General features: G+C 45.0%; 20 protein-coding genes. 9 read left to right on the forward strand and 11 right to left on the reverse strand.

All coding sequences use genetic code 11. The features are described 5' to 3' along the window. Positions 1-61: 61 nt before the first annotated feature. A complete protein-coding gene (locus RH88_RS20070; RefSeq protein WP_005599475.1) occupies positions 62-913 on the reverse strand; it encodes an AraC family transcriptional regulator in 852 nt (283 codons plus the stop codon). A gap of 95 nt (positions 914-1,008) precedes the next feature. On the opposite strand from RH88_RS20070, the gene RH88_RS20075 reads away from it, so the two are divergent. Beyond that, complete coding sequence (locus RH88_RS20075) at positions 1,009-2,400, forward strand: MATE family efflux transporter (RefSeq protein ID WP_005599478.1); 1,392 nt, start codon at positions 1,009-1,011, stop codon at positions 2,398-2,400. A 52-nt stretch (positions 2,401-2,452) separates the two neighbouring features. Here the strand turns inward: RH88_RS20075 and RH88_RS20080 are convergent, their stop codons facing one another. The 3 genes from RH88_RS20080 to RH88_RS20090 form a co-directional block, all read right to left on the reverse strand. Beyond that, positions 2,453-5,605 carry an efflux RND transporter permease subunit gene (locus RH88_RS20080; RefSeq protein ID WP_005599480.1) on the reverse strand — a complete coding sequence of 1,051 codons (3,153 nt, stop codon included), beginning with the start codon at positions 5,603-5,605 and terminating at the stop codon, positions 2,453-2,455. An 11-nt stretch (positions 5,606-5,616) separates the two neighbouring features. Beyond that, positions 5,617-6,738, reverse strand: coding sequence for an efflux RND transporter periplasmic adaptor subunit (locus RH88_RS20085; RefSeq protein WP_005599482.1), 1,122 nt, complete (start codon positions 6,736-6,738; stop codon positions 5,617-5,619). A gap of 99 nt (positions 6,739-6,837) precedes the next feature. Next, positions 6,838-7,398, reverse strand: coding sequence for a GNAT family N-acetyltransferase (locus RH88_RS20090; RefSeq protein WP_005599484.1), 561 nt, complete (start codon positions 7,396-7,398; stop codon positions 6,838-6,840). Between the two features lie 177 nt (positions 7,399-7,575). Here RH88_RS20090 and RH88_RS20095 point away from each other — a divergent pair, with 177 nt between their 5' ends. Beyond that, on the forward strand, positions 7,576-8,703 hold the full coding sequence (locus RH88_RS20095) for an acyl-CoA desaturase (RefSeq protein WP_005599486.1): 1,128 nt from the start codon (positions 7,576-7,578) through the stop codon (positions 8,701-8,703). Positions 8,704-9,075: 372 nt separating this feature from the next. Beyond that, on the forward strand, positions 9,076-10,779 hold the full coding sequence (dld, locus tag RH88_RS20100) for a D-lactate dehydrogenase (RefSeq protein WP_005599490.1): 1,704 nt from the start codon (positions 9,076-9,078) through the stop codon (positions 10,777-10,779). A 105-nt stretch (positions 10,780-10,884) separates the two neighbouring features. On the opposite strand, the gene RH88_RS20105 is transcribed toward dld, so the two are convergent. The 5 genes from RH88_RS20105 to folE all read right to left on the reverse strand — a co-directional run bounded on the left by RH88_RS20105 (position 10,885) and on the right by folE (position 15,025). Continuing rightward, on the reverse strand, positions 10,885-11,307 hold the full coding sequence (locus tag RH88_RS20105; protein ID WP_005599491.1) for a hypothetical protein: 423 nt from the start codon (positions 11,305-11,307) through the stop codon (positions 10,885-10,887). Beyond that, positions 11,307-11,912, reverse strand: coding sequence for a COG3904 family protein (locus tag RH88_RS20110; RefSeq protein WP_005599492.1), 606 nt, complete (start codon positions 11,910-11,912; stop codon positions 11,307-11,309). Before RH88_RS20110 ends, RH88_RS20105 begins: the two co-directional genes overlap by 1 nt. Positions 11,913-11,914: 2 nt before the next feature. Next, positions 11,915-12,319 carry a hypothetical protein gene (locus tag RH88_RS20115; RefSeq protein ID WP_005599493.1) on the reverse strand — a complete coding sequence of 135 codons (405 nt, stop codon included), beginning with the start codon at positions 12,317-12,319 and terminating at the stop codon, positions 11,915-11,917. 563 nt (positions 12,320-12,882) lie between these two features. Next, positions 12,883-14,259 (reverse strand): ATP-dependent RNA helicase DbpA, encoded by a 1,377-nt coding sequence (gene dbpA, locus RH88_RS20120; protein WP_005599494.1) that lies wholly within the window; start codon positions 14,257-14,259, stop codon positions 12,883-12,885. 112 nt (positions 14,260-14,371) lie between these two features. Beyond that, positions 14,372-15,025: a GTP cyclohydrolase I FolE gene (gene folE / locus RH88_RS20125; RefSeq protein WP_005599495.1), complete on the reverse strand. Its 654-nt coding sequence runs from the start codon at positions 15,023-15,025 to the stop codon at positions 14,372-14,374. 182 nt (positions 15,026-15,207) lie between these two features. Between folE and moeA the strand changes: the two genes are divergently transcribed. The 4 genes from moeA to RH88_RS20145 are packed head-to-tail and all read left to right on the forward strand — an operon-like array spanning position 15,208 to position 18,393. Beyond that, complete coding sequence (gene moeA, locus RH88_RS20130) at positions 15,208-16,443, forward strand: molybdopterin molybdotransferase MoeA (RefSeq protein ID WP_005599496.1); 1,236 nt, start codon at positions 15,208-15,210, stop codon at positions 16,441-16,443. 8 nt (positions 16,444-16,451) lie between these two features. Then, positions 16,452-17,207: a molybdopterin-synthase adenylyltransferase MoeB gene (moeB, locus tag RH88_RS20135; RefSeq protein ID WP_005599498.1), complete on the forward strand. Its 756-nt coding sequence runs from the start codon at positions 16,452-16,454 to the stop codon at positions 17,205-17,207. A 32-nt stretch (positions 17,208-17,239) separates the two neighbouring features. Further along, positions 17,240-17,539 (forward strand): hypothetical protein, encoded by a 300-nt coding sequence (locus tag RH88_RS20140; RefSeq protein ID WP_005599500.1) that lies wholly within the window; start codon positions 17,240-17,242, stop codon positions 17,537-17,539. Between the two features lie 8 nt (positions 17,540-17,547). Further along, positions 17,548-18,393: a sulfurtransferase gene (locus RH88_RS20145; RefSeq protein ID WP_005599501.1), complete on the forward strand. Its 846-nt coding sequence runs from the start codon at positions 17,548-17,550 to the stop codon at positions 18,391-18,393. Positions 18,394-18,455: 62 nt separating this feature from the next. On the opposite strand, the gene RH88_RS20150 is transcribed toward RH88_RS20145, so the two are convergent. Together RH88_RS20150 and RH88_RS20155 are read right to left on the reverse strand one after the other, a co-directional pair. Further along, positions 18,456-19,748, reverse strand: a complete 1,293-nt coding sequence (locus tag RH88_RS20150; protein ID WP_005599503.1) for a glycoside hydrolase family 18 protein — start codon at positions 19,746-19,748, stop codon at positions 18,456-18,458. A gap of 188 nt (positions 19,749-19,936) precedes the next feature. Beyond that, positions 19,937-20,920: a sugar-binding transcriptional regulator gene (locus RH88_RS20155; protein ID WP_005599505.1), complete on the reverse strand. Its 984-nt coding sequence runs from the start codon at positions 20,918-20,920 to the stop codon at positions 19,937-19,939. Positions 20,921-21,386: 466 nt separating this feature from the next. Here RH88_RS20155 and tal point away from each other — a divergent pair, with 466 nt between their 5' ends. Then, on the forward strand, positions 21,387-22,337 hold the full coding sequence (tal, locus tag RH88_RS20160; RefSeq protein ID WP_005599507.1) for a transaldolase: 951 nt from the start codon (positions 21,387-21,389) through the stop codon (positions 22,335-22,337). Positions 22,338-22,431: 94 nt separating this feature from the next. Then, positions 22,432-23,878 (forward strand): transketolase (gene tkt / locus RH88_RS20165; RefSeq protein ID WP_005599509.1); only part of this gene is annotated, 1,447 nt, incomplete at its 3' end.

Below are 23,878 nucleotides of genomic sequence, written 5' to 3' on the forward strand. Positions count from 1 at the left end.
TCGTGTTTATTTGAAAGCCAAGTTTACGGCAATCTTTGCGCTCAAGCTATCTCTACGCAGATCACAACAAAGACTCTCCACGATTTCTGCGATACTGTCTCGGAGTTTGATGACTCCACACTTTAAACCTTGCACTGAAATTAGATAGAATCGGATACCCCACCAGCTCACCGATATGTTGCACCGCCCAGTCTGTCGACAATAACAAACGTGACGCATATTCCATGCGCCTTCTCATCAAATGATTCATCGGGCTATGGCCAAAGTGCTGTTTACATAAGCGGTGAAAATGAGGTGGTGAACAGGGAAAAAGAGCGGCTAGCTGCTCAACATCCCACTCTTTGTGCAGTTGTCGCTGCGCTTCATCAAAGACGCGTTTCAAGCGAAGTTGCTTACTGCTCATTTCATGATCCAGTGACGCTTTCACTAAAATTGCCAATTGAGCACTGGTCGCTTCGACGATGTCGCCACTGATTGCTATTAGTGTCATTCTCGCACGCAACAGTAATAATATCGCCGCATAAATCGCCTCTGTGACAGAGCTCAAATGGCACTCAACTTGTTGATGAACTAAATCTTGCCAACTTTTATTGGGTTCAAGAAACACCCAAGCGATCCGCCATTCCTCCTCTTCAATACCAAACGTATTTGGTATTCCCGCTGGAACGATGGTTAAAGACCCTGGTTCTAATTGATACCTCTGCTCATGACTTTCAAGCCACCCTTTGCCTTTTACAGTGTAAAGCAGCATATGTTTATGCATATTTGTGCGAGTGATAGTGAATAATTCCCAGCAATGCGCAATTCCACATTGGATAAATCCGTATCGTTCAAGTTCAAGCACATGATGATAGTCAATGAACTCATGCTCTGTTTTCGCAGAAATCGATGCGCACTCTTGCATATTATTCATGTTGATAGTTCCGCATAACAAATGGATACTTAAAGAAAATACGTAATTCATCGTAGCAGATAAACTAAATCTCTCAGTTAGTCGAGGGTAATGCGATGATAGCCACAACTCCAGATAGAACCTTCTTTCAAAACCTAATTAAAATCGGATTACCTGTCTCTTTGCAGTCAATGCTCTTTTCATTATTGGGTGTCACTGACATTCTGATGGTAAGCCAGTTGGGAGAAGCAGCAACCGCAGCAGTTGGCGTTGGTAACCGGATCTTCTTCTTCAATTTGATCGTGGTCTGCGGCGTGAGTGGAGCGGTAAGTGTGCTAGCCTCACAATATTTTGGTGCGAAGAACATGGATGGCGTAAGAATCACGCTGTTCCAATCTATCTTTGTCGCCATTTTGGTTACTGCGCCTTTTTCGCTTTGGTATATCTTCGATTCAGAACAAGTGGTCTCGATCGTATCAGATAATAGCGACTACATATTTCTTGCTAGTGACTATCTATGGATAACGGCCAGTACGTTGATCTGTACCGCTATTTGCGTTCCACTCGAAGGCGCTTTAAGAGCAATTGGTCAAGCAAAACTCCCCACTCAGGTCAGTATCTATGCCATCTTGCTCAATTTAATACTCAACACATTGCTTATCTTTGGTTTGTTTGGATTCCCAGAACTTGGTGTCGTGGGGGCGGCGATCGGTACCAGTGTTTCACGCTTGTTCCAAACATTGTTGCTCAGTTATATCGTCGTTAAGCGCTTTCCATGTCTTATCGCCTCAAAAGAGAACATGTTACAGGCAAAAACGTCGACTCATCGCCGTCGTTATCTGAAAATTGGCCTACCGATGATCATTCATGACAGTGCTTGGGCGGGAGGAATTCTGTTCTACAATGTATTGATTGGCCAACTCGGTGTCACAGAACTTGCGATATTTTCACTATTGGCGCCCATTGAAAGTGTAATATTTTCAGCCTTCTTAGGTTTTGCTGTTGCGGCCTCAGTGATCCTCGCCAATGAAATTGGCGCCAATCAATATCAACGCGTTGAACAAACGGCCTGGTGGTATGTATTTATCAGCACATTAGCCGCATTTTCAATTGCTCTGGTATGTTTTGCAGCGAAACCGCTATTGCTCAGTGCTATCTCACTAACGCCGATTTCTGACCCTATTATGGCAACCAACACCTTCATCATCATGCTGTTTGGTATGGGCTTTCGGGTCTTTAATATGGTGGCGATTGGTGGTGTGCTAAAAAGTGGCGGTGATATTAACTACTCCATATTCATCGATCTGTTTGGACAATGGGCAATCGGAATTCCCCTTGCCTACTTTACCGGGATCGTCTTGGGCTGGTCATTAGAATGGGTGATTGCGATTGTCATGCTGGAAGAAATTGCCAAGATTTTCTTATCAACCCAACGTATACGATCTAAAAAATGGATCAATAACTTGGTGCAGGATGAGCCAAACATAATCACCAAATCAATAGCATAAAAAAGCCCCGCATGTTCTGCGGGGCTTTGACTATCTGCTTAGAACTACGGGGTTATTCGTCGTCCAAATCCACCAGCTTAGTACTGCCGCCGTGAACCTTTTCACGCTGACGTTGCACCATGGCATAGAAGCCAGGGATAAGTAACGTACCAGCAAGCAGTACGCACAACAGACCGCCAATCAGTGAAACACCCAGAGAGTTTTGGCTGATGTGTCCAGCGCCAGAGGCGAAGATCAGAGGGAAAATCCCCAAGATAAACGACCATGATGTCATGTTAACAGCGCGGAAACGCAGCGTACCGCCCTTCACTGCTGCATCATCAATTGACGCTTCGTTATCTTCACGTTCCATCTTGGCAAACTCGACGATCAAGATGGCATTCTTTGCGGCAAGCGCTATCAAGAGAACCAAACCAATCTGCGCGTACAAGTTAAGCGGTGTTCCAGTTAAATTAAGCGCAAGGAATGAGCCAAATGTCGCCACAGGGACCACTAATATGATCGCTAAAGGAATACTCCAACTCTCATATTGAGCAACCATGAACAGATAGATAAAGATCAGCGCAAGTGCAAAGGCAAAGATCGCTTGGTTGCCGGCCAGAACTTCTTGGTACGCCATCCCGGTCCATTCATATTGGTAGCCTTGCGGGAGCATTTCAGCGGCTACACGTTCCATCGCTGCAATCGCATCGCCACTTGAGTAACCCGGCGCTGGCTGGCCTTGAATAACCGCACTACGGTACATGTTGTAACGCCATGCGACGTCAGGCTCAAAGATTTGCTCATAGCTGACGAGAGTACTTAGCGGCACCATTTGACCCGATGACGAACGCACATGGAAACGCTCAAGATCTTCCATACCGCTACGATGCTCGGCATCGGCCTGCATGGTTACGCGGAAGTTCTTACCAAACATCGTAAAGTCATTAACGTACAATGACCCTAAGTTACCCTGTAGCGTTTGGAAAATACTCGATAATGGCACACCAAGCTGCTGAGATTTTTCACGGTCAATATCCACATAGTAGTGTGGAACATTGGCGCGGAAGGTCGAGAAGGCAAAGCCAATTTCTGGCTGCTTTTTCGCTTCTTCAATCAACTGGTTCATCAAGATTGATAAATCAGTACGGCTTCGGCCAAGTGAGTCCTCTAATACAAACTCAAAACCAGATGCTGCGCCCATACCCGGTACCGCTGGTGGTCCCATCGCAAACACCACCGCCTGTGGCAACTGCATTGCAGCGCGGCCATTAATACGTTGTGCAATCGCGTTAGATGAATGATCACCATCCAAACCATTACGGGTTTCCCAGTCATGCAATTTGATAAACAGCGAAGCACCGTTAGAGGCAGCAGCGCCGGTCATAAACGCAAAACCGTTGGCTACCGTCACACCATCAACACCTGGCTCTTGCTCAACCATACCAATCAACTCTTCGGTCACTTCTTCGGTACGAGAAAGCGACGCTGAGTCAGGTAATTGCACGTTAACCAGTAATATACCTTTGTCTTCTTGTGGTACAAAAGCCGTAGAGGTGGTCTTAGCGAAGAAGCCTACCGCCGCAAGAGCAACAAAAAAGAAGCCAACGAGCAGAACCGTTTTCTTAACTAAGAATCCAGCAATTTTGCCATAACGAGTGGTGATCGCTTCAAGACCATTGTTGAATGCTTGGAACCAACGAGCTGTATTGCCTCCGCCTTGCTTTAAGACCAATGAACAGATTGCTGGCGATAATGTCAGCGCGTTGATTGATGAGATAACCACGGAGATACAGATTGTCAGCGCGAACTGTCGGTACATGATGCCCGTAATACCAGGTAGCATCGCCACTGGTAAGAACACCGCTAGTAGAACCAGCGTTGAAGTGATGATCGGGCCAGTTACCTCTTTCATCGCAAGTAATGTCGCTTTACGAGGTGAAATCGTCGGATCTTTTGCCATGGTGGTATCGACGTTTTCGATAACCAAGATCGCATCATCCACCACGATACCGATGGCCAAAATCAAACCAAATAGCGTCACAGTGTTGATCGTGAACCCCGTCATCTGCATCACTGCAAATGTCCCCACCAGTGAAACAGGAATCGCTACAACGGGAATCAAAGTCGCACGCGCACTGCCTAAGAATAGGTAGGTTACCGCAATAACCAGCAAGATCGCTTCAACTAGGGTTTTGACCACGCCTTTAATTGATTCCGCAACAAACACGGTTGTGTCATAACTGGTTTCGTAGGCCATTCCCTCAGGGAAATTCACACTGAGTTTATCCAGTAATGCCATCACCGCCTGTCCACTCTCTAACGCATTCGCGTCGGATTGCAGAGAAAGCGCCACAATAGAGGCATCTTGACCACGGAATTTACCGCTACCATCGTAAAATTTCTTACCGAGTTCAACACGGGCGACATCTTGTAGATAAACCGTCGAACCATCATTGTTGGCTCGAAGCACCACATGTTGAAACTCTTCTACTGATTCTAAACGCCCTTTCGTTACAAGGTTAAATTGTACTTCTTGTGCATTGTTGTAGGGTGCAGCACCGACACGGCCTGCCGCCACTTGCACGTTTTGCTCTTTAAGCGCGGTATGTACGTCAGTAGTGGTGATCTTTAAGTTGGCCATTTTTTCAGGATCAAGCCAAACACGCATGGCATATTCGCCGCCACCGATCACGTTTACTTCACTGATGCCCGTCACACGCGCCAATTGATCTTTTACATTTAAATTAATGTAGTTAATCAAGAATTGGTCATCATAGTGACCTCGAGGATCATAAAAGTTCAGTACCATTAGGAGGTCGGGTGAACGCTTTTTCACCGTAATACCGGCCATACGAACTTCTTGCGGCAACTTAGATTCAATCTGCGCCACACGGTTTTGTACGTTAACCTGCGCCATATCAGGATCAGTGCCTACATCAAACGTGACGTTAAGGCTATAGGAACCATCGTTAGCACTTTTAGAAGACATATAAATCATATCTTCTACGCCGTTTACAGCAGATTCCAACGGATCGGCAATCGCTTGTTCAACAACTTCCGCACTTGCCCCCGTGTAATAGGCTGAAACGCTCACTGACGGTGGACTGATTTTCGGATACTCAGCAATAGGTAGCACAGCAAGCGCGATCGCCCCAGCTAAGGTGAGTATGATAGAAATGACCAGCGCAAACTTAGGGCGCTGGATAAAGAAACGACTTAGCATCTAGCCCCCGATTACTGTTCAGCAGGTGATTCGATACGCACCGGCACACCGTTACGAATACGCTGTAGCCCCTGAGTGATCACCACTTCCTCGCCATTGAGACCGTTTTTGATCACGATGCCTTGCTCTAATTGGCGACCCAACTCAACATTGCGACGTTCCGCGACATTACCCTCAGCAACCAACATAACGAAGTGACCTTCTAAGTCCGTTTGAACCGCACGGCGCGGTACTACTAAAACGTCCGTCGGCACTTTTTCACGCAATTCGACGCGGACATGCTGTCCTGGGAGTAAGCGATAATCTGGATTTGGTACGATAGCACGCATCGCTAACGTCCCGGTTGCAAGATCAATTCGGTTACCAAGAAAATCAAGCGAACCTAGATGACCAAACGGCTGTCCATTTTCTAGAATGACCTGCACTTCAACCGCATCGGCATTTTCACTACCATCCCCTTTGACGCTATCCATACCCATCTCTAAGCGCTCACGCTCACTAACACTAAACATGGTATGCACAGGATCAAGACTGACTAACGTGGTTAAGATGCCAGATTGAGGTGAGACAAGATCACCAGTACTTACTTTGCTAGAGCTAATTCGCCCAGCGAAAGGCGCTTTAATTTGAGTATAAGAAAGGGTGACTTCTGCTAATTTTAATTGTGCTTGCGACGATTCCACTAAGGCTTCTGCGCCAAGCAATTGCGCGGTCAAGTTATCAAATTCAGATTGAGAAATACTGCCTTTAGGCAAAAGGTTTTTACCACGATTAAAATCTAACTGTGCCTTCTTAAGGTTAGCATTGGCTTGAGCAACACTGGCTTTGGCAGCAGCCAACTGTGCTTCAAATGAAGAAGGTTCAATAGAATAAAGTAGCTGTCCAGTTTCAACCATTTGCCCTTCATCGAAATGACGTTCTTTTAGATAACCTGAAACTTGGGCGGTAATATTGGTGTCTTCAACCGCTTGAACACGGCCAATATAAGACTTACTTTGTTGATGAGAGGTACTAAGAACGGGCTCAGCTGCGACTAAAGAGGACGGTGGTTGTTTTGAGGCGTTGCCGGACTCACCACAACCCACTAATACCAGTGAGCTCAGGATAACCGAGGCCAAAATTGTTTTTTTCATGGTCAATACCGTTAGATAAGTGGCTATAATTACAGTAACTTACCCAACGGTACATGGTTTAATGTCCGAACAACATCAAGACAGCGCTTTGAATTTGTTTCAATCTGTTTCTGCGGTAGAGATCAAACTATTTGATAGAATGTTCAATAGCTGTTTTGGCGAAGACCAAGTGTAGACCAATTCAGGTACTTGGTTGCCGCAAGGCGCGTCCCACAACCTCTCTAGTGAATTCTCGCCACCAAGATGTTCATAGAAATCGACCGCTTGGCCATTTTTAGCCATCACTTCTAGATAGACGCCAGTATCAGCAAAGTGTTGATCAATCCATTTAGCCGTTTCGGCGATTAACTTCGCCCCTAAACCTTGGCCACGATAGCGACCATCAATATGCAATGCATCGATAATCGTCCCTTTGTCATAGTCATGATTACCGAAAGCACAGATAAATCCACACAATTGGCCATCATCCTCTGCAATCAACACATGCTGATTAAAAGGTGGGTTTATAAGACGAGTTTGCCAGATAACCAGACGGTCATCGATAACGTCATGATCGAGGTAGTTTGCCCCTAATATCCCTTGATAATAGGTCTGCCAACTTTGCGCGTGCAAATGCGCAATACGTTCGTAGTCTTTATATTCAGCTACTTTAATTTCCATTGCTAGTTCCTTATTACTTCCTGTAAGGATTCCGTTCCTTATCCATACTATGCATTAACAGACGAAAAGCAAAACATTCTAAAACAATTTACCATCACAATTTGAAACAACAGTGATTTGACTTACACGTGTACGCTGATAATCTAGCGCACAACTGTTCGCTAAAAGGATATTTTAATGCGTCACTCTGTCAAACCACCCATAATCTGGCTTAATGTATTGTTATTCCTCATTACATTTATCGCCGCAATTATTGCCGTACCTTGGTATGGTATGGCGCAGGGTTATCAAGCTGAGCACTGGTTATGGTTACTGGTTGCATTTTCGTTCTGCAATCTTTCAATTACTGCTGGCTATCACCGTTTGTGGTCACACAAAACTTATCAAGCCCACCCTGCTTTACGGATGATTTTTGCTATCGGTGGTGCTTTCGCACTGCAAAACAGCGCTTTACATTGGAGCTCTGACCATCGAATTCATCACAAGCACGTCGACAAGAACGACGTAGATCCATACTCTGCCAAACGTGGTCTGTGGTTTTCTCATATTGGCTGGATGCTGAGACACTACAACAAAGAGAGCTACCACGATTACGGTAACTGCCGTGATTTGCAAAAAGACTGGGTCGTAATGTGGCAACACAAATATTACTTATTACTCGCCATCGCGACCAATATAGGCATTCCACTGGCGCTTGGCCTTGTCTATCATGATATTGCGGGCATGTTATTGATTGTTGGCGTATTACGTTTAGTCCTAAGTCACCATACAACCTTTTTTATCAACTCATTGGCACACGTATGGGGATCTCAACCTTATACTGACAAAAACACGGCACGTGACAACGGAATTCTCGCAGTGCTGACCTTTGGTGAGGGCTACCATAACTTCCATCACATCTTTGAAAATGATTATCGTAATGGTATTTATTGGTGGCAGTATGATCCGACTAAATGGTTCATTAAGAGCTCACAATGGTTAGGACTTGCCGATAAATTACGTACTACTCCCAAACTAAAAATTGAACAAGCTAAAGCGAAACAAGCATTGAAGAAAGCACTTGAAAAAATTGAAGATCGCCCTGACATGCAACACCTTAAGCAAGCGCTAAACGACGAGTTTGAATTGTTAGTTGGTAAAATAAAAGACTATTACGAGCTGAAACGACAGCTGGTGGAACATAAACGCAGCGGACTGGTGGCTAAATATGAGCACTCTTTGCTTTTGATTCGCTATCGTCAAATTAAAGCTGAGCGCAAAGCGCTGCAGAAGAACTGGCAACTGATGTTAACCCATTGCTACTAGCCAACCAGTGCGTTTTAAAACACGATACAATTTCATTGATGAGACTCGTTAATGAATAAACACGAGGGAGCGATTTTCGCTCCCTCGTGTTTTCAGTGAGCATCATCACACTGATAAGCTGAGAACTCATTGCTATTTTCGTGTCATTAATAGCAATTTTGGAAATAGTGAACATCATTTATCGTCATAAACACAAAGCTAAATTCGATTAACTCTCTGAAAAATAATGAATCCTTCCTCTCCTAGTAAAAGCACGTCCTCTCTTTGATCCTATGCTGAGAACATCTCGCTAGCTCATCCCCACAATTGTTATTACACTGTGAAGCGGAACAAAGTTGATCATTGTATATTTACAGCGAGACAAGGAAGTCTATGAATAACCAAGCGTTAATTGAAAAATTTATTCGTATTGTTGGCACAGAAAACGTATTGACTCACGAAAAGAAAACAGAATATTACCGCTCTGGCTTTCGCTCTGGTCAGGGCAAGGCACTGGCTGTATTGTTCCCTAGTTCACTAGTTGAGCAATGGCAGCTACTGCAAACTGCGGTGGCTGCCAACTGCATCATTATTATGCAGGCAGCAAAAACCGGTTTAACCGAAGGCTCTGCCCCCAGTGGCGATGATTACGATCGCGAAGTGGTGGTCATCAATATTACTCGTATTAAAACGCTGCATTTAATTAATGATGGCGCACAAATTATCAGCCTACCTGGTGTCAGTCTTCACCAGTTGGATAAGCGTTTAAAATCGGTCAATCGAGCTCCCCACTCTGTGATCGGGTCTTCGACGATTGGCGCGACAGTCGTTGGCGGTATTGCCAATAATTCAGGCGGCGCCCTAGTGAAAAGAGGCCCCGCCTACACGGAACTAGCGCTTTTCGCCCGCGTCACTAAAGAAGGTCAATTAGAGCTCGTTAATCACCTTGGCATCAACGATCTTGGTGAAACACCGGAGCAAATCCTCGCGAATGTTGAACAGGGAAATTTTGCCGCAAGCTCAATCGAAAACGGGGATGCCATGGCTTCTGATCATGAATATGAACAACGCGTTCGTGATATTAATGCCGAAACCCCATCACGCTTTAATGCTGACTCACGTAGGCTTTTTGAGTCCAGTGGTTGTGCTGGCAAACTGGCGGTGTTTGCTGTCCGAGTTGATACCTATCCGATACCCAGCAAAGAACAACTTTTTTATATCGGCTGTAACGATGCAGACAAACTGACCACACTGCGCCGCGATATGCTGAGTCAATTCGAAAACCTGCCTGAGATGGGTGAATACATGCATCGTGATATTTTCAATTTGGCGGAAAAATACGGTAAAGATGTATTCTTGTCTATTCACCATTTAGGCACTGACAATTTACCTAAGTTCTTTTCACTCAAGGCGAAAGTCGAGTCCATACTAAAACGGGTTCCATTTGTCTCTAACGACCTGCCTGATCTTGCGCTCTATTGGCTCAGTAAATTATTCCCCCAGCATTTGCCAGCCAGAATGTTGCAATTCAGAGACCAATACCAGCACCATTTGATTTTAAAAATGAGTGATGATGGTATTCGAGAAGCGAAACAGTACCTTGAGAATGTGTGGTCAGAGCAAGAAGAATGCGATTATTTTGAATGTACCGCCGATGAGGGCAAAAAAGCCTTACTACATCGCTTTGCCGCGGCAGGAGCTGCAATTCGATATGAAGCCGTACATTCTAATGAAGTGGAAGATATATTAGCACTGGATATTGCCTTACGACGTAACGACATTGATTGGGTCGAACAACTGCCAGAAGAGATCACCAATGAATTGGTGGTCGGACTCTATTATGGCCACTTTATGTGTCATGTCTTCCATCAAGACTACATTTTCAAAAAAGGCACTAATACAAAGAAAATGAAAGCACTGATGTTAAAACTGCTCACCGAAAAAGGGGCAAAATACCCCGCGGAGCATAATGTCGGGCATCTCTATGAAGCAGAACAGCAACTACAAGAATTTTATCACTCGCTCGACCCAACCAACACCTTCAACCCGGGTATCGGCAAGATGAGCAAATTCAAACGTAACTGTAATTGCTGTTAACTATACAGGGTTCATTTAGTAGATATTATCCACCAAATGAACAGCGAGCTAGTTAGAACAAGGAGTTATCGCCTAGTGCATTCCGTACCGGGCTTACTCGCGTGCTTAAAATCGAAAACCCGCCCCGACAAAGAAATTGCTGTTATCGCTAAACTCTTCATCTGCTTTTTTGTAGCCTGCTTTTAGATGAAAAAACGGTAGAAGATATCGAACTTCGCCACCATAGACGATACCAGAGCCTATCTGTTGAGTGAACTTATGCAAACCAACAATTGGTGACACATACACTGACCGCCCTAGATGAAAAGAAGGTTTGATATTTACACCATATGAATAAGTATCATCATTATAACGGCTGTATTCCAGTTCATAGCCAAAATCTAACACATTGTCTGCCTTGAACTGAAAGCCATATAGAATCGACCCCTTTGTTTCATTTAGAAAAGAGTCAACATCTAGATAAAGGTAATCACTTGCTATTGCTGGCGTGCTCATGCCCAAGAAGCTGATTAAGAGCCATTTTTTCATTACTTCATAAATCCATATTTTCGTAGCTCTTCCATCGACATGTAATGCATGTCGTTTGCACACGCAGCCTCAAGAGTAAACCAATAGAAATCGCGGTTGACACCAATATCGGTGTAATAATCGAGATAGCGATTGTGTTCTTGATGATCTCTAGGTAAATCTTTACCTTCTAAATCCACGCCCGCAGACCAGCTATGCACACCGATTTTTGCCCCCGGCTCGACGGTACGGTTCACACCAGCCAAAAATAGGTCAGTACCACCTGATGCAATGTGACCAGTTTTGGCAATATAGCTGTCTAATCCGTACTCTCTTATCCTATAAGCCAGATCGATGTTAGTCTCATCATCGGCTGAACCATCAATACTCTCGAAAACAAGCATCTGAATGTGTGGATGCTGCGATATCATGTTTTCAAAAGCATCAAGCGATCCGTCACATACAACACCTGAAAGATAAGCAGTGTCATTTTTAATTTTAAATGTTAGAGCTTCATCGCCATCAAGGCTAAACGAGCATTGTGACTGATAAACAGAATCATACTGAGGCGCTGCACAGCCAAAGAGTACTAAGAGAGCACCGCTAATTAGAGCGCTTTTCATCATAATTAAAGCCCTAACCAACCTTTGATGGTATCGCCGTCAACTACGATGACATCTTTATCCGCGCTAACTTCACTCTGGTCCGTGGTTTTCACATTTGCTTTATTGAAAGCTTTTTCACGGTCACGCCAATTAGGATCGTGAATGATCATAGGGACAGGAGTGTTAGATGCATCGCGTCGAGTTCGTTCATCACGAGCCTTGTATTGACACGTTGCAGATTCCCAATCTTTTCCGCGCATCTGCATTTCCGTGCGAGCGTCTAGTTTAGACATTTCATCCACACCGTTGTACGCGATATCACACAGTTCAAATTCATTCGCTTCGACTAATTTCACATTGTGGTATTTGAGACTGCCACAACCAGCAAGTATTACGACTGACGCTGTAAGTAAAAATAGTTTTTCCATTATAAGAACACCTCATTGATTCAAACGCTTATGGTAACTTGATAGGATTAACTTGCCGACTTCGAGCAAGAAGGCATACCCTCGCAAAATAACGTGAACGAAAGTCTAAGATGAATCGAACGACCGAAATGGTAATTCACATTCAAGTGATCGTGTGCACGTTTTGATGAAAGTTAACATAAAACAACATCTTATTTATGAGACGCACGTAACAACCAATAACCCAAGAAAAACCATGACTGCATAGATATGCAATTTAAGAAACTATGCCGTTAAGATTTAATCGTCTAAATGGGATTCATTTTCTGACTTGATTGGATACGTTACCAATCATAGGGTTAGCGATTGTTTATTGAGATAGAATATAGATAGACAAAACATGCATAAGCATCATAACGAGAAAATGACTAAATTACGTTTTGTTGCAATGCTAGATTACAGTTAGGGAAGTGTTCGAAAGCAGATAAACGAAAGGCTCCCCCAATGACACAAAAACGACATTGAATAGAGCCTTCATAAATGACACATCCAATTAAGTGACGTGTTTAAGGTACCGAAGAGGATTACTTCATGATGCGCGCTTTAAACGCTTTACCTTTGATCTTGCCGTTTTGCAGCTGCTTCAAGGCACGATTTGCGACTGATTTTTCCACCGCAACGTAAGAAACCATCGCTAGAATATTAATCTTACCGATGCATTTACCATCGATACCCGCTTCTTTGGTCAAAGAACCAAGGATATCACCTGCGCGTACTTTCAGTTTTTTACCACCAAGAATTTGAATCGTTGTCATTGCCGCATCAAACGGTTCACCCGCTGGGCGGTGAGGTAACGCTTCAGGCGCAATTTCAATGTCCATGTACTCTTCAATCAAAGCCGTACGGTAGCCATCTTTGTCGCTGTAGAAGCTAAATGCTTGACCTTTTGAACCTGCGCGGCCAGTACGACCAATGCGGTGCACGTGTACTTCAGGATCGCGTGACAATTCAAAGTTAAATACCGCATCAAGGTTATCAACATCCAGACCGCGCGCAGCAACATCGGTCGCAACAAGAATGGAGATACTCTTGTTTGCAAACATGGTTAATGCTTGATCGCGTTCACGCTGCTCTAAATCACCGTGAAGTTCTGTAACACTAAAGCCACGATTGTGTAGTTCGTCAGCAACCGCCATTACTTCTTTCTTGGTGTTACAGAAGATCACTGATGATTCTGGGCGGTGCGCCATCAGCAACGTTTCTAATGCTTCGTCACGATCTTCCGTTGCATTGATTTTGTAGAAGTGCTGTTCAATGGTCGAAGTTTGGTGAGTTGATTCCACTTTAACCAGTTGTGGCGCCTTCATGATGCGAGAAGCGATCGCCTCGATCTCTTTCGGGAAAGTCGCACTAAACAGAAGAGTTTGGCGCTGAGTAGGCGTTTGATCGATAATCGCATCAAGCGCATCTTGGAAGCCCATGTCTAACATGCGATCTGCTTCATCCAGCACCAAAGTATTTAACTCTGACAAGTCAATACGATCGCGGCTAAGGTGATCAAGAATACGACCCGGAGTACCAACTAAAATATGCGCGCCATGTTCCAGAGAACCAATTTGCGGCCCCATTGGCATACCACCACACAACGTCAGCACTTTAATGTTATGAATACCACGCGCTAGAGTACGGATCTCTTTCGCTACTTGGTCAGCCAATTCGCGAGTTGGACACAGAACTAAAGATTGCACACGAAAACGTTTCACCTTTAGGTTTGAAAGCAAACCCAGCGCAAACGTCGCCGTTTTACCTGAACCTGTTTTACCTTGACCAATCACATCTTTACCTTCAAGAACGATAGGCAAGCTTTGTGCTTGGATTGGGGTCATTTGAGTGTAGCCCAATGAATCAAGGGTCGTTAGCAGCTCAGGCTGTAGTGGCAAAGATTTAAATGAATCGGTCAAAACTTATACTCGTCGTTTGTGTCTCTATGCACAGAGCATAGATGGAAAATAGCAAAATAAAAAAACCGCCTCTCTAGAAGCGGTTTTTACAAAAAAGTCGTCTACCCTAAGGTTAACGTAATCCGTGCAAAAACTCGGCGCGCGTCGCTGGGATAGATTTGAATATCCCGCCAAGTGCCGTAGTGGTCGTTTGGCTAGTCGCATCCATAACACCGCGCGATTTCACGCAGTAGTGCGTTGCATCAATGGTTACCGCCACATCATCAGACTCAAGCAAGGTTTGCAGCGCAACCAGAATCTGTTGAGTCAAACGCTCTTGCACTTGTGGGCGCTGAGCAAAGAAACGCACGATACGGTTTATTTTTGACAAACCAATGATTTTTCCGCGTGGAATATAAGCCACTGCGGCCTTACCATCGATCGTCACTAGGTGATGTTCACAAGTGCTGGTTAAGGTGATGTCTTTAACACGAACCATTTCGCTGACATTCATCTTATTTTCAATCACGGTAATTTTTGGAAAGTTTTGGTAGTCAAGACCAGAAAAAATCTCATCCACATACATTTTTGCAATGCGGTGCGGCGTTTCTTCTAAACTGTCGTCCGTAAGGTCAAGATCAAGCAGAGAAAGAATTTCTCTCATATGATGTTGAATCTTTTCCTTTTTTTCTTCACGACTAAATTGGCTAGGCACCATTGGTGTCTCTAATCCACGGCTTTCAAGTGCATCTTTTACTAACAATGCAGACTCGCTAAGACCTGACATTCCACTTCCTCATATTACTCCTTGCGGATGGCTGACAAGGATACTCGGATTTTTTAATAATTACACCCATATTTTAACTAGGGGGACTATTCTGCGAACGATTCAACGCCACGGCACGCTTAGTGTCACGGCGAATTTGTGGTAGAGTTAGCCAAAACTATAACGAGATTAGGAATGACACCATGGGTTGCTGTGACGCTCCTGGCTTGATGCCAATTGAAGACGCGATGGAAAAAATGCTATCACGCATTGAACCACTGCAAAATACTTTAGAATTACCGCTTGCAGACGCACTGGGTTTTGTTCTAGCAGAAGATATTCTTTCTCCGATTTTTGTGCCTCCATTCGACAATTCAGCGATGGATGGCTATGCGGTACGTATAGCAGACTTAGCGCACACAAACACGCTACCGATGGTAGGTAAATCTTTTGCTGGTCAACCTTTTGTTGGTGAATGGCCGCAAAGAACTTGTATTCGTATTATGACCGGAGCGCAGATCCCTACCGGCTGTGATGCGGTGATCATGCAAGAAAACACGCAAGTGACCGACGCCGGTATCGTTTTTGCTGAAGAAAATGTCAAACCACAAAACAATATCCGCCCAACTGGTGATGATATTAAGCAAGGTGATGTGGTTTTGGCCAAAGGCGCTCGTTTATCCCCGCGTGATATTCCAATGATTGCTTCACTGGGTATTAGCCACATCAGCGTTATTCGCAAGCCGAAAGTCGCGTTCTTCTCGACCGGCGATGAGTTAAAGCCGCTCGGTGAGCCGCTTGAAGCTGGCCAAATTTACGATAGTAACCGCTACGGAATAAAACCATTAATTGAGAATTTTGGTTGTGAAGCGATTGATCTGGGGATCATTCCTGACTGCCCACAAACATTGAAAGAGACCTTTGAAAAAGCGCAATCACTGGCCGATGTTGTAGTGACGTCTGGTGGCGTGAGCGTTGGCGAAGCTGACTACACTAAAGACATTCTTGAAGAACTTGGAGAAATTGGTTTTTGGAAACTGGCTATCAAACCGGGTAAACCCTTTGCGTTTGGTGCTCTTTCTTCTGCGTGGTTCTGTGGCTTGCCTGGTAATCCTGTTTCTGCCGTGTTAACCATGTATGTATTGGTTCAACCAATGCTGGCAAAACTGGCTGGTCATAGTGAATGGCAAGCCCCTCAATCCATTCCAGCCATCACAAAAACAGGTTTCAAGAAAGCCCCGGGCCGTACCGATTATCAACGTGGCATTTATTCACTTGAGAATGGGCAGTTTGTGGTGGAAACCACTGGTAACCAAAGCTCTGGCGCATTCCGCTCTATGAGCCTGGCCAACTGCTTTGTTGTGCTTGAACGCGAGCGCGGCCGCGTTGAAGCGGGCGAGACAGTACAAATTCAACTGTTTAACTCAACTTTATACTAGAGGTTGCTGTGGAGATCTTATCTGATCAAGAGATGCTACGTTACAATCGCCAAATCGTGTTAAATCAATTTGATTTTGACGGTCAAGAAGCACTCAAGCAAGCGTCCATTTTGATTCTCGGTGCCGGTGGTTTAGGTTGTGCGTCAAGCCAATACCTTGCCACGGCAGGCGTGGGAAAGTTAACTCTGATTGACGATGACGTGGTCGAACTGTCAAATCTACAACGACAGGTTCTGCACCATGATGCCGATATCGGCAAAAAGAAAGTGGCATCAGCAGCGCAATCTTTGGCGTTGCTGAATCCGCACATCGAGATAGCGACCATAGATAAACGCTTGAGTGATGATGAGCTATCGATACTTATCCAAAGCCATAGCTTAGTTTTGGACGCATCCGATAACGTCGACACACGTAATCAGCTTAATCGCTTGTGTTATCAACATAAAACACCGTTGATTTCTGGCGCAGCAATCCGAATGGAAGGCCAGATCAGCGTCTTTACTTATCAAGATGAACAAGCTCCTTGTTATCAGTGTTTAAGTAGTTTGTTTGGTGGTGGTGCTCTAAGTTGCGTTGAAGCCGGCGTGATGGCACCAGTAGTGGGCATTATTGGTGCAATGCAGGCTATGGAAGCGATTAAGGTAATTGCTAACTATGGCACGCCGAAACAAGGCAAAGTATTAATTCTTGATGCTATGACGATGTCTTGGCGCGATATGAATTTGATGAAAATGCCTACGTGCTCAGTGTGCGGTCCTAAATAAGGCTGTTGTAAGATAATAAGGAGATGTCGGTTATGGATAACCCTAAATATTTTCTTGCCGCCCTACTCGCAGCATTAGTACTGTTACTTGCGCTATTGTGGTTCAATTCTGACAGCAATAGCCAAGTAACCACCGTCCCAATAATCGAATCGACACTGACTCAATCTCTCGATGGCCAAAGGCGATTCTTAACACTTGATTTGGGTGAAGGTAATACTCACGTTATATCTGCACCAATAAGCGTACAATGCAACCTGCAAGAGCTCGCTCAAATTGAGATTGCAACAGACCGACTTGGCCATGTCAGTTACCACTTTATCTCTTGCCACTAGGAGGCAACGTGACGTCACTTGTATCCACTCCCCTTGTATCTGCGAAATGGCTTTATCAGCATAGCAGCGATCCAAACTTGGTTATCTTAGATGCCAGTATCGATTTTCAAATTCCATCTGAAACTGAAAAAGACAAAGAGAACCTGATCCCACAGTCAATTCGTTTCGACTACGATAAGTGTTTTTGTGATCCTGACGTGGCACTTCCTCACATGATGCCAAGCGAAGCACGCTTTAATCAGCTTGCGCGACAAATCGGTCTAAACAACGAATCGACAATTGTTGTCTACGACAACAGCGGTACCTTCGCTTCTCCACGCGCGTGGTGGATGCTAAAAGCCATGGGACATCAAAACGTATTTGTACTTAATGGCGGTCTTACGGAATGGAAGCGATGTGGTTACCCAACGACAACTTGCTACCGTGAAACACCCGTCGGCAATTTCAATGGCAAATTGGATCCTAATTACTTTGTCGCGGCGCAATACGTTGAGCAACAAATTGGTAATAACAGTAGCTTAACGGTTGATGCTCGTGGCAAGGCGCGTTTTCTTGGTCAAACGCCTGAACCACGTGCAGGTGTTCGCAGCGGTCGCATTCCAAATTCTGTTTGCCAGCCCTTTGCCGAGCTGATCGATGGCCACAAACTCAAAACCGCTGAGCAGCTAATCCCACTGATGGAAAACACGCTTGTGGCGGGAAAGGAAGAGTACCTTTTTAGTTGCGGATCGGGGGTCACTGCATGCATTGTTTTACTGGCAGCCACACTCACTGGCTATGAAACTAAACAGCTTCGAGTGTACGACGGGTCATGGACTGAATGGGGCAGCAATTCTCGCTTTCCGATTGAATAAGTCTTGCTTACAAACAAAACATTAAAAAGAAAATCCCCGCATGCGGGGATTTTTTTCATCATCTATTTAAGGCCTTCATTCATAGCGTCAACGAGCTCCCCTGTTGGATCCCCCGATAACTCCCATGTAAAGATCCCACCGAGGTTCGCGCTCTTAGCCCACGCCGCTTTAGCTTTGATTGAACGTTCGTCTTCAAATGAGATAAAGACTTTTTTGTCCGGGTTCCATAAATATGGAGCTTGAGCTTCCTCGTCGTATTTATACACGTAGCCTTGCTTCTCACCATAGTTTTTTATGAGATCCCAAAACATAAAGTAGCCATTTTCACCCGTACCAAATGGCGCACCGCCGGCAGACTGCAATTCACCCGTTGGTAATTCACCATCATAATCTTTAGTACCTTCCCAGCCACGACCGTAAAATGCAGCACCAATTACCAATTTTTCCGGAGGAATACCTTGCTCAATCATCTGATTAATAAAAACATCTGACCCCATACCCCACCAGCTACGAGCTGTTGCGTGTAGGTTCGTGGTATGGCCCGTTTGCACGCCCCAACCACCTAAGTAGTCATAAGTCATCGCAAACATATTGGTAAGGTATTGGCTAGCTGAATTCCAATCGATTTGAGCCGCCTTCGCCCCAACACCGACTGCTGTAGACAATTCGTACTCGCGCCCTGTTTTAGCTTCAAGTTTATCGAGATCGCTGCGCATTACTTTAACCAAATAGGTAAAGGCCGCACGTTCGCTAAGCATCTCTTCATCACTTAACTTCGTATCTGGATTCCAAGGAGAGGTCGTTAAGCCACCACCACCTGGATATTCCCAATCTAAATCAATACCGTCAAAGAACTCATATTTTGCTATCAATTCTGCTGCAGTTTTCGAGAACTGATCCATCGCTTTTGAATCCTTAGCCATTGCATGGAAAGGTTCCGACATTGTCCAACCGCCAAAAGAAGGAAGAATTTTGATTTTCGGGTGGTCAGCTTTTAATTGTGCTAGCTGCGCGAAATGACCTTTATAAGGGACGTCAACTTTTACTGGGCCAAAATCCATTTCCAACCCGGATTTATAATCAACCACAATTGCGGTGTAAGGGTCTTTTCCTTCACATTGGGTTGCGACTAATTCTTGGATTTCAGCAGAAGCGCCGGTATGAGGGCCACACATGCTTAAAAAGGCGTAGATGATATGAGTCAGATTTTCCGCCGGAATATCTTTAACTGCATAAGGATTTTGTGGATTATCGTATTGCCAATCGGCAAAATAACCCGCAACAACTTTGTCACTAGCATTAGCTGCAAACGCAAGTGAACTCGCGATAGCTGCCACGATCAAGGAACGTTTCATTATTATTCTCCGTGGGTAAGGTGGCTAATTTTTAACCCACAAAGTATAAATTTGATTTAAAAAGTAAATCAGGATGCGAGTTATGAGCAAACTTACGCATCCCAGTTACACACGTTGCAGCAATTTTTTGATCGAATAGTTTTAAACTAAAGAACTAAATACTCCAAGCGACCCACAATTGCAGATTCCTAACCTTGGCTAATTTGTTCATCGAGGTTCAATACCGTCAGGGCATTACTAACACTTGTCGCAATCACATCAATCGCGCCAGTGCGCAACGCACCAAGTAACGAGAGAGGTTTACTGTTTTCTGCTGCGATAGCAATCACTTCTGAAATGGCTTTAAACTCGTCAATACCGAGCCCTATCACCCGGTCGCTCATCACGGTTTTCGCGGAAGCACCATGAATATCGAAAAAGTCATAGCCGGCAAAATCACCAACAACACCTTGGTGTAAACGTGCCTGCACCACTTCATCGGCACTAAACCACCCGAGATCAACCATGTAGCTGTTCTCACTCATGTCACCAATGCCTATTAGAGCCACATCTGCTTTACGCGCTAAATCAAGGGTTTGCTTGACTGTCGCATTTTGCATAAACGCCAATTTCTGTTCGCGGTTTTCTGCATAAGCTGGAGCATAGAGCGTTTCTGAACTGCCACCATAACTCTTAGCAAACTGTCGGCAAATGTGGTCAGCGTTAAACATGCCGCCTCTTGGGTGAATACCACCGATGCCACAGACAAATTTGACCTCTTTTTGTGGGATAACACCAATATGATGCGCCACCGCAGAAACATTGCGCCCTTGTCCTACTGTTACGACAGTGCCATTTTGCAATGTGCCCGCCATGTACTTCGACACCAAGCCTGCCACTTGCAGACGCTGTGCCTCTTCGCTCGGTTGATCCAAGGCGACCAAAGCACGTTTCACACCAAAGCGCTCAATCAGACGCTGCTCAATTTTGGCACTGAAAACCGGGTGATACTTGACTGTAATTTCAACAATGCCTTCATCGCGCGCCTGCTTAAGTAGGCGACCTACTTTAGCGCGTGATATCGCGAATTTTTTCGATATCTCTTCTTGCGTCGCGCCATCTTGGTAATAGGCCACTGAAATCTCAGTTAATACATCGGTACTGTTTATTGGTTTATCGGGTGTCGTGGTCACTATGTCATCCGTCTGGCAATTAAATTTTTAGCAAAAGCACCCTTTCAAGGGTGCACATATGCTCAATGCACTAGCATTTGTCACCACCCACTTTACCCCAAACAAATGATCACCACCAACACAAATGTTCACAGCAAAATCTAATTAGGTGAGTCACACCAGAAAACCTTGCCATAGCAAGCAAACGTTTAGCTGCAACAGGATGCGATGACAGTCGAAATTAATGGTGATTAAGCTCACCTAATTCATTACTACTCGATTGACTTTGGCGGCCAATAAGATAAATATGAACCCATCATTTACTCATCGTTAGAACAAATGCTCAACGCAATTTAACTAACGAACAAAAGTTTTCTGTTAATGAGTGGAAACGGTCTAAATTTAGCCATGAACTATTCGTTAACTCGCTTGCAAATGTCTATGTCATTTCTCGTATCGACGTAGACAGAAAATAGGATGATCAATTATGAGCAACAAATTAGAGCAACTTCGTAAACTAACTACCGTTGTAGCAGACACTGGTGAAATTGAAGCAATCAAGAAATACCAACCAGAAGACGCAACGACTAACCCTTCTCTAATTCTTAAAGCGGCTCAAATTGAAGAGTACGCACCACTGATTGACCAAGCGATTGAATACGCAAAAGCGCAAAGCAACGATAAAGCACAACAAGTACAAGACACTTGCGACATGCTTGCGGTTAACATCGGTAAAGAAATCCTAACCACTATCCCTGGCCGAATTTCAACCGAAGTTGATGCTCGTCTTTCTTACGATATGGAAGGCAGTGTATCGAAAGCGCGCCAGCTAGTTAAAATGTATAACGATGCAGGCATTACGAACGATCGCATTCTTATTAAGCTCGCTTCAACTTGGGAAGGCATCCGTGCTGCTGAAATCCTAGAAAAAGAAGGCATCAACTGTAACCTAACGCTGCTATTCTCATTCGCTCAAGCTCGTGCTTGTGCTGAAGCTGGCGTATTCCTGATTTCTCCTTTCGTTGGCCGTATTATGGACTGGTACAAGGCAAAAGAAGGTCGTGATTTTGAAGCTTCAGAAGATCCAGGTGTTATCTCTGTTTCAGATATCTACAACTACTACAAAGATCACGGTTACAAGACTGTTGTGATGGGCGCAAGCTTCCGTAACATCGGAGAGATCCTTGAACTGGCTGGTTGCGACCGTCTAACTATCGCTCCTCAACTTCTCGCAGATCTAGAAGCCGCAGAAGGTGAAGTAGTAGAGAAGCTTATCGACTCTAAAGGAACTCAAGCTCGCCCAGCAGCAATGACCCACGCTGAATTCCTATGGGATCATAACCAAGACGCAATGGCAGTAGAAAAACTTGCAGAAGGCATCCGTAACTTCGCTGTTGACCAAGGCAAGCTTGAAGAGATGATCGCAGCGAAACTGTAATCCAAAACTATTTAAAAGAGGGAACGAAAACGTTCCCTCTTCTACATCTATTTACCCGTGTCTCATAAGACAGAAACAATATTCGGAAATAATTATGGATCGTAAAATTTTAGCCAATGCAATCCGTGCGCTAAGCATGGACGCAGTTCAACAAGCTAACTCGGGCCACCCTGGCGCACCAATGGGTATGGCAGATATCGCTGAAGTACTTTGGCGTTCACACTTAAACCACAACCCGTCAAACCCAGAGTGGGCTGACCGCGACCGTTTCGTGCTATCAAATGGCCACGGTTCTATGCTGATCTACTCACTACTACACCTAAGTGGTTACGAGCTAGCTATTGATGATCTAAAAAACTTCCGTCAACTGCACTCTAAAACTCCGGGTCACCCAGAGTACGGCTACGCACCAGGCATCGAAACCACGACTGGCCCTCTAGGTCAAGGTATCACCAACGCGGTTGGTATGGCAATGGCTGAGAAAGCGCTAGCGGCTCAGTTCAATAAAGAAGGCCACGACATCGTTGACCACCACACTTATGTTTTCATGGGTGATGGTTGTTTGATGGAAGGTATCTCGCATGAAGCTTGTTCTCTTGCGGGCACATTAGGTCTTGGTAAGCTAATCGCGTTTTGGGATGACAACGGCATCTCTATCGATGGCCACGTAGAAGGTTGGTTCTCTGACGATACGCCTAAGCGTTTTGAAGCGTACGGCTGGCATGTTATCCCTGCGGTTGACGGTCACAATGCTGACGCCATCAATGCAGCGATTGAAGCGGCAAAAGCAGATCCACGCCCTACTCTTATTTGTACTAAAACCATCATCGGTTTTGGTTCGCCAAATAAATCAGGCTCTCATGACTGCCACGGTGCACCACTAGGCGCGGAAGAAATCGCAGCAGCACGTGAATTCCTTGGTTGGGAACACCCAGCATTTGAAATTCCAGCAGATGTCTACTCAGAGTGGGATGCAAAAGCGGCTGGCGCAGACAAAGAAGCGGCATGGGATAATAAATTCGCAGCTTACGCAGCGGCTTACCCAGCAGAAGCGGCTGAATTTAAGCGTCGTGTAAACGGTGACTTGCCAGCAGAATGGGAAGCGAAAGCCAACCAAATCATCGCTGATCTACAAGCAAACCCTGCTAACATCGCATCACGTAAAGCATCGCAAAACGCGCTAGAAGCGTTTGGCGTAATGCTACCTGAGTTTATGGGCGGCTCTGCTGACCTAGCACCTTCAAACCTGACTATGTGGTCTGGTTCTAAATCGCTAACAGCAGATGACTTCTCTGGTAACTACATTCACTACGGTGTACGTGAATTTGGTATGACTGCGATCATGAACGGTATCGCACTGCACGGTGGTTTTGTTCCTTACGGTGCAACATTCCTAATGTTCATGGAATACGCACGTAACGCAATGCGTATGGCTGCTCTGATGAAAGTGCAGAACATCCAAGTTTACACCCACGACTCTATCGGTCTGGGCGAAGATGGCCCAACTCACCAACCGGTTGAGCAAATCGCGTCACTACGCC

Source organism: Vibrio scophthalmi LMG 19158, from assembly GCF_000222585.1.
Lineage (GTDB): Bacteria > Pseudomonadota > Gammaproteobacteria > Enterobacterales > Vibrionaceae > Vibrio > Vibrio scophthalmi.

What these genes read in the sequence shown, in the direction of transcription:
- RH88_RS20070 (WP_005599475.1), bottom strand. Translation starts at nt 913, where the DNA reads ATGAATAATATGCAAGAGTGCGCATCGATTTCTGCGAAAACAGAGCAT.
- RH88_RS20140 (WP_005599500.1), top strand. Translation starts at nt 17,240, where the DNA reads ATGGATAACCCTAAATATTTTCTTGCCGCCCTACTCGCAGCATTAGTA.
- RH88_RS20080 (WP_005599480.1), bottom strand. Translation starts at nt 5,605, where the DNA reads ATGCTAAGTCGTTTCTTTATCCAGCGCCCTAAGTTTGCGCTGGTCATT.
- tal (WP_005599507.1), top strand. Translation starts at nt 21,387, where the DNA reads ATGAGCAACAAATTAGAGCAACTTCGTAAACTAACTACCGTTGTAGCA.
- dld (WP_005599490.1), top strand. Translation starts at nt 9,076, where the DNA reads ATGAATAACCAAGCGTTAATTGAAAAATTTATTCGTATTGTTGGCACA.
- RH88_RS20075 (WP_005599478.1), top strand. Translation starts at nt 1,009, where the DNA reads ATGATAGCCACAACTCCAGATAGAACCTTCTTTCAAAACCTAATTAAA.
- moeA (WP_005599496.1), top strand. Translation starts at nt 15,208, where the DNA reads ATGGGTTGCTGTGACGCTCCTGGCTTGATGCCAATTGAAGACGCGATG.
- RH88_RS20110 (WP_005599492.1), bottom strand. Translation starts at nt 11,912, where the DNA reads ATGATGAAAAGCGCTCTAATTAGCGGTGCTCTCTTAGTACTCTTTGGC.
- RH88_RS20115 (WP_005599493.1), bottom strand. Translation starts at nt 12,319, where the DNA reads ATGGAAAAACTATTTTTACTTACAGCGTCAGTCGTAATACTTGCTGGT.
- RH88_RS20095 (WP_005599486.1), top strand. Translation starts at nt 7,576, where the DNA reads ATGCGTCACTCTGTCAAACCACCCATAATCTGGCTTAATGTATTGTTA.
- RH88_RS20090 (WP_005599484.1), bottom strand. Translation starts at nt 7,398, where the DNA reads ATGGAAATTAAAGTAGCTGAATATAAAGACTACGAACGTATTGCGCAT.
- RH88_RS20150 (WP_005599503.1), bottom strand. Translation starts at nt 19,748, where the DNA reads ATGAAACGTTCCTTGATCGTGGCAGCTATCGCGAGTTCACTTGCGTTT.
- folE (WP_005599495.1), bottom strand. Translation starts at nt 15,025, where the DNA reads ATGTCAGGTCTTAGCGAGTCTGCATTGTTAGTAAAAGATGCACTTGAA.
- RH88_RS20105 (WP_005599491.1), bottom strand. Translation starts at nt 11,307, where the DNA reads ATGAAAAAATGGCTCTTAATCAGCTTCTTGGGCATGAGCACGCCAGCA.
- RH88_RS20085 (WP_005599482.1), bottom strand. Translation starts at nt 6,738, where the DNA reads ATGAAAAAAACAATTTTGGCCTCGGTTATCCTGAGCTCACTGGTATTA.